This is a genomic window from Amorphus sp. MBR-141 (assembly GCF_053628695.1).
In genome coordinates this window covers 35,956-42,151 of record NZ_JBRJGW010000030.1, presented here as the reverse complement: position 1 = coordinate 42,151, position 6,196 = coordinate 35,956, and the positions used below count along the sequence as shown (strand labels likewise).

The window sequence follows — 6,196 nt, the reverse complement described above, 5'->3', positions numbered from 1 at the left end:
GCGTCTCCGCCGCTTGCTCAACCCGCGCCCTATGGCGTAGCAGAAACGACCGAGGCTCTAATCGCAGCTGGATGACAGTTCAGTGGCAGGTCACCCGGAGGACGGAGTTAGCAGCGAGGAGCTCTATTCGACCGAGAACCGCAGCACCGCGGATGGGCTCAACGAATTGCCACGCGACTATACCGGCCCGGTGCTCGGTCCCGCCTTGCCCGGCGATCTCGGCCGGCCGATCCTCGATGCCCAGGAGCGTGGGCGGCCCGTCGTCCCACCCACGATGAACACGCCGGCAGTCGATCCGGAAGAACAACGACGCCTTGCAGAAGAAGAGGCGGCGCGCACCAGCCGGGTCTTCTTCCAGACCACCCCGGCCACGGCGAATTCTACGCCTGCGCCCGAAACCGTGGGTCTCAGCCTCGGCGGTCAACCGCCCGCCGCTCAGAACAGTGATGTCGCATTCCTCAGCGGTCCCGTGGACCGGCGCACCGTTGCGCCCGATCGCGTCATGCCGCCAGCGTCGCCCTACGTGCTACAGGCCGGGTCCGTCATCCCCGCCGCGCTCATCACCGGCATTCGCTCCGATCTGCCCGGACAGATCACTGCGCAGGTCACCCAGCACATCTATGACAGTCCGACGGGCAGCATGCTCCTGATCCCCCAGGGCACCCGCATCATCGGCGAGTACAGCAATGATGTGGGCTTCGGCCAGCGTCGGGTATTGCTCGTCTGGAACCGGCTGATCTTTCCGAACGGGCGTTCCATTGTACTGGAACGTCAATCTGGAGCCGACACGCAAGGCTATGCCGGGCTTGAGGACGGCGTCGACTATCACTGGTGGGACATCGCCAAGGCGGCTGCACTCTCGACCTTGCTCGGCGTCGGGGCGGAACTGGCTGCCGACGACAACGATCGCCTCATCAGCGCCATTCGCGGCGGTGCGCAGGACACGATCAACGATGCTGGCCAGCAGATCGTTCGGCGCCAGCTCAATGTGGCGCCGACGCTGACCATCCGGCCCGGCTTTCCGGTCCGCGTGGTCGTTACGCGCGACCTTGTCCTCGAACCCTATGGCGGATGATTCATGGCGAAACTGAAACTCGGACCCATCGCCGACGACCGACCCGTCAAACTCAACATCGAGCTTCCCGCCGCGGTGCATCGCGACCTCGTCGCCTACGCGGAGGTCCTGGGCCGGGAGACGGGCCAGCCTGTGGGCGAGCCGGCCAAGCTGATCGCCCCGATGGTGGAACGCTTCATGGCGACTGATCGAGGCTTCGCGAAGGTGCGTCGGGAGGCCGGGCATGCCCGCCACGTATATCCGCCGAAGGAGCCGGCGAAGGATTAGTCGCTGCTCTAGTTGTGAGCAGGTGCGATCTGGATCGCTTCGACATAGTCCTCGCCAGACTTAGCAGGCGTCTGAGCGCCGGATTGTCGTTCTGCGGCGACCAAATCGCGCAAAAGGGGAGGACTTCGTTCGCCAACGGCCGGTAGATGACGCCCGGAAAGTGTGCGGCCGTAGTCGCCTCGCTGGTTAGGGTCAGGCCCTGACCTATAGCGACGAGCGGCATCAAATTGTCTCTGCCCACTCCGTGACGTTCGACACTCGGATGGTGACCCAGCTCGGCGAGATGCTTCACCAGATAGTCGTGGATCTCGGGTCCGGGGTCGGTCTCGCTAACGATGAAATGTCGGTCGCGCAGATCATCCCAAGAGATCTCATCCCTATGCGCCAATTCATGGTCACTCGGCAAAGTCACGAAAACGCGTTCATTCCACAGATGCGCCCGATCGCAACCGTCGGCGACCGGCGTGCCGGTTAGGAAGGCCACATCCAATTGATGCCTTTGGACTGCAGCGATGTGCCCTCGCGGGCCACCCTCAACAAGATCGGGGCGGACGCCCGGATTTGCTGAGACATAGTCGCGTAGCAAATCAGCGAGAAATCCCGATGCAAGGGAGGAGAATATTCCGATGCGTACAACTCCCGCTTCGCCGCGCCCGAAGGAACCGGCGTCTATTGCGGCATGACCCATCTGATTGATCGCTTTACGCGCGCGAACGAGGAATCGCTTGCCCGCCTGGGTGAGATGAACGCCGCCATGGTGGCGAATGAAAAGTGCCGCTCCGATTTCATCTTCCAGATCCCGGATACGCCGGCTGATGGCAGATTCCTGAATTTGCAGGGCCTTTGCCGCGCGCCGAAAACTCCCATGCTCAGCTGCGGCAATAGCATAGCGAAGATGGCGGAGTTCGATCTTCAGAGGCCTGCCTCCTTCAGCTTAGGTCCCGGCCTCTGAAACGATGTGACCGGACGCCCGACCGCACCTCGAAGATCAAATAACCTGAAGACTGCCGACGACGCATCGGCGAGACCCGATCCCCTCGAGTGATGCCAAACAATGCGTCAGCCTACCTCCTGTAGCCGCTACAGAATCAAGCTGAATATCATCGAAACTGGAGCCGTGTTCTGCGCAACGACACCGAGACTACCCACTAGCGCTGTGCACGGTCAGTCAAACCTGCTTGGAGCGCAGTCGACGCCGGGAACGACCAAGGCTTCATCAATCTTTGCGACTCGGCAAGCCCTCCCGTCGCGCCTCACGCGCCTCCTTCAGAATATCCCAGCCGCCTTTGAGAACGATTCCTCCAACCACCAGCCCGATGATCAAATCGGGAACCGGAGATCCGAAAAACATGACTGCAGCGCCGGATACAACGATGCCGGCATTGGCCACCATGTCGTTGGTCGTAAAGATCCAGGACGCCTTCAGATGAACGCCCTGATCCCGATGCGAACGCAGCAAGCGCAGGCAGAGCATATTGGTTGCGGCGTTTGCGATGGCCGTAACGATCATGGCTAAACCGATCGGCTCTGCGCCCGCGAAAAAGCGCCGAAGGACCTCCACGAGCAGCGCCAGCCCCAAAACGATCAGAATGACGCCGGACAAACGCGCGACACGCACCTTCGCCACGATCGTTCGCCCAACGGCGTAGATGCTGACGGCATAAACTCCGGCATCCCCTAAATTATCGAGGGCGGCGCCCAAGAGACCTGTGGAGTCTGCAATAACTCCTACGACCCCCGCGACAATCACTTGCAAGAAATTGATACCGAGCACCCACAGCAAGGTCTTGCGCTCGGCGGCGTCACTCGCGTCAAGCTGGATTTCGGACTCGTTCTTATTGTTGCTTGCACTCATGCAGATTTCCAATTGTTCGCAATCAGGTAAGTCGACCCAATGCAACGGCCGAGATGAGAAATACGCCGAGTGCACCTCGATAGATTACGAAGGGCCAAGCGGAAAAGCGCTCAAGCACGCGCATCAGACCCCAAATCGCGAAGAATGCGGAGACAGAGGCTACGACGAGCCCAACGAGAAGAATGAGCCAGCCATCGAGAGGGAGATTGGCTTTGTGAAGCTCCCAAATCTCTTTGAAGCCGGCCAGGGCGATCGCGGGCAGACCAAGTAAGAACGAGAAGCGCGCCGCCTCTTCTCGTTTCAGGCCGAGCGAAAGCGCAGCGGTGAAAGTGGAGCCCGAGCGCGATACTCCCGGTATCAGGGCGCCGATCTGCGCGATGCCGACGACCATTGCATCGGTGAGCGTCACATTTTCGAGTGTCCGTTTGTGGCGGGCGTAAATCTCCGCAAGCGCCAGGAGAATGGCCATGACGATGGAGGCCCAGCCGATGACTGCTAGCGTTCGCAGCGGAGAACCGCAGGCATTCAGCGTACTCGACAAAGCCAATCCTGTCAGGCCGATCGGGATCGTCGCAAGGACAATCCAAACAGAGAAACGGAAGTGCCGGTTCCGGAAATCTCGATGCGCAACGGCGCGAAGCGAGTTCGTGGCCAACTCGCTCACGTCACCCCAAAAATAGCTCACGACGGCAGCCAATGCTGCGAGTTGCATGGCTGCCGAGAAAGCGGAGCCGGGATCTTGCCAGCCGAGCAACGCAGGCACGACCCGCATGTGCGCCGTCGAGGAGATCGGCAGCAATTCGGTGATCCCCTGGACGACGCCTAGCAGGGCGACCTTGGCATAGCCCAACGCCACGAAACCGGTGTCGACGCCATTCGTGCAGCCTTCCGTCATACAGTCTCCCTTGTTGGCGAGCGCCGGCTCAAATGAGGTTCAAATTGACGTACCGGCACGAACACCGACAGCGCATGCGGCAAGAGATTGAAGCGGGCGGGTGTCGTTGTCGTGATTTCGCCATCGGTGTTGACCGATAGCGGCGGACTGGTCTGGATCTCAATGGAGCCAGGGCTGCAGAAGGCCCGCATACCGACAAGATTTCGGTTGCCGCGCCGGAATGCCGTCAGGAAGAGCGGCCATTGCCAAAATCGTCGCGGCTCAATGCTGTAGAAGTCCAAGCATTGATCGTCGATTGCTGCTGCCTCGTAAACGGCCATGCCGCCGCCGTAATAGACACCGTTCCCGACTGCGATCTGAAGACTGCGGAGCTGGATCGTGCGACCGGCGGTCGCCACGTCGGCTGTGAACGGCCTCGTGTAAAGCACCGTCTTTATAGCAGCCAGTGGATAGCTAAGCCGCCCCAAATGCCGCTTCAGGTTGCCGGTCATGCGACGCACGAGTTCAACGCTCAGGCCCATGCTCGCGACATTGACGAAGAACTGGTCGTTGACTTGGCCGACATCTATCCGACGCGTGCGGCCGGCGACGATGACCGCGGCCGCCGCTTCAGGGTCGCTCGGAATGCCAAGTGTCCGGGCAAGGTCATTCGCCGTGCCGAATGGTAAGATGCCGAGCGGCAGCCCAGTCTCCAGCATGCCCTTGAGCACGGCATTCACGGTCCCGTCGCCGCCGCCGACGATCACAAGATCGACCTCATGCGCATGCCGGATGACCTCGCGGGTTATGTCTGCCGATCGAGCGCACAGCCCGCGCGTCAAGATAAGGCCGCCGCGCTCAAGCTGCTGGACGGCGGCATCCGGCGCGCGATCGCCACCACTGCGGCTTCGCGGATTCAAGAGGAGAAGCGCGCGCCTCTTAATCGGTTGATTGTCCATAGTGTGTTGCCGAACGCCGATGACCGCATCGCCGCGCAGCGCGGAGCCCGTCGGGATGCAAGTAATTTTGTCGAGCCTGGCCCCATGTTGAAGGCCAGCCGGCGGCAATCGCCTTCGTGAAATCCAAGAACCGGCGGGGTGCCTGACGCTTCCGGACGATCGCCTCACCCGCCCAGATCAGTCGAACAACTGTCCGAGGAACCCGCGGCCGCCGCGGCGCCCACGATCATCACAATCATCGCGACGACCGTAGCCGCTCTGGTCATAGCGACCGCGTTTATTCGGGTAGCTGTCGTGCGGGGGCGTCGCTTGTGGTGCGGGCGCAGGTGCGTCGTATGCAGCGCTGCGCTCGATGATCTTGTCGAGTTCGCCCCGGTCAAGCCAGACACCCCGGCAGTTGGGGCAATAGTCGATCTCAACACCCTGGCGATCCGCCATGACGAGATCGATCTTGCAGTGGGGGCACAGCATGCCTGAGGCTCTGGATTGAGAGGCGGTTATCGGTGTGTCTGTCATGGAATGGTCCTTTCCTGTTCATTCTGCTGTAAGGTAGAATGCGTGAATCTCTATCTCCCTGGCCTCTCCTGACTCGAGACTGTCGATCGCGCCGGCCAAAGGGAGCCTGTGATCAACAGGACGACGCCCATGGTGATCATCACGTCCGCCATGTTGAAGGTTGGCCAGCGCCAAGCGCCAATGTAAACATCGAGGAAATCGGTCACGGCGCCGTGACGCACCCGGTCCACGACGTTGCCAACGGCACCGCCAGCAATCAGACCTAAGGCAAATGTCTCGATGCGCTTTGTCGTTCGCAATGCCCAAAGAAGGAGGCCAACCACGATCACGATCGATATCCCGCCGAGCATCAGCGGGTACGCCAAGAAGACGTCTTGGAACATCCCGAAGCTGATGCCTGTGTTGAAACCGAGCGTCAGATTGAAAAAGGGCGCGATCTCGATCGTGCGCGGCGGCACCATCACAATGTTGACGATCAGCCATTTCGTAACGAAATCGACCGCGAGGGCGGCAGCCAGGGCACCACCGGCCAATGCAGCTCGTCGTATCAAACTCGGGTCAGCCACGATCAATCAGTCCTCGTTATTCAGCCATGCTCCGCGGCCAGCGCATTAGGGTTGGGTCGAAAGCGTACCGGAGCGGCTTGAGCT

General features: G+C 60.9%; 8 protein-coding genes. 2 read left to right on the top strand and 6 right to left on the bottom strand.

What is annotated here, in order from left to right; genetic code table 11:
* The first annotated feature begins 82 nt into the window (after nt 1-82).
* Nucleotides 83-1,075 (top strand): TrbI/VirB10 family protein, encoded by a 993-nt coding sequence (locus tag ACSSVZ_RS25265; protein WP_453973554.1) that lies wholly within the window; start codon nt 83-85, stop codon nt 1,073-1,075.
* A gap of 3 nt (nt 1,076-1,078) precedes the next feature.
* Complete coding sequence (locus ACSSVZ_RS25260) at nt 1,079-1,342, top strand: DUF2274 domain-containing protein (protein ID WP_167095611.1); 264 nt, start codon at nt 1,079-1,081, stop codon at nt 1,340-1,342.
* Here ACSSVZ_RS25260 and ACSSVZ_RS25255 read toward each other — a convergent pair.
* The 6 genes from ACSSVZ_RS25255 to lspA form a co-directional block, all read right to left on the bottom strand.
* On the bottom strand, nt 1,251-2,225 hold the full coding sequence (locus tag ACSSVZ_RS25255; protein ID WP_453973565.1) for a LysR family transcriptional regulator: 975 nt from the start codon (nt 2,223-2,225) through the stop codon (nt 1,251-1,253). The two genes, ACSSVZ_RS25260 and ACSSVZ_RS25255, sit on opposite strands and share 92 nt — an antisense overlap.
* Before the next feature lie 333 nt (nt 2,226-2,558).
* Nucleotides 2,559-3,197: a cation transporter gene (locus ACSSVZ_RS25250; RefSeq protein ID WP_372089424.1), complete on the bottom strand. Its 639-nt coding sequence runs from the start codon at nt 3,195-3,197 to the stop codon at nt 2,559-2,561.
* Between the two features lie 22 nt (nt 3,198-3,219).
* Complete coding sequence (gene uppP, locus ACSSVZ_RS25245; RefSeq protein ID WP_372089425.1) at nt 3,220-4,092, bottom strand: undecaprenyl-diphosphatase UppP; 873 nt, start codon at nt 4,090-4,092, stop codon at nt 3,220-3,222.
* Nucleotides 4,089-5,030, bottom strand: a complete 942-nt coding sequence (locus tag ACSSVZ_RS25240) for a lipid kinase (RefSeq protein WP_372089426.1) — start codon at nt 5,028-5,030, stop codon at nt 4,089-4,091. Before ACSSVZ_RS25240 ends, uppP begins: the two co-directional genes overlap by 4 nt.
* 177 nt (nt 5,031-5,207) lie before the next feature.
* Nucleotides 5,208-5,546 carry a TFIIB-type zinc ribbon-containing protein gene (locus tag ACSSVZ_RS25235; RefSeq protein WP_372089427.1) on the bottom strand — a complete coding sequence of 113 codons (339 nt, stop codon included), beginning with the start codon at nt 5,544-5,546 and terminating at the stop codon, nt 5,208-5,210.
* A 50-nt stretch (nt 5,547-5,596) separates the two neighbouring features.
* Nucleotides 5,597-6,112, bottom strand: coding sequence for a signal peptidase II (lspA, locus tag ACSSVZ_RS25230; protein WP_372089428.1), 516 nt, complete (start codon nt 6,110-6,112; stop codon nt 5,597-5,599).
* Nucleotides 6,113-6,196: the final 84 nt, after the last annotated feature.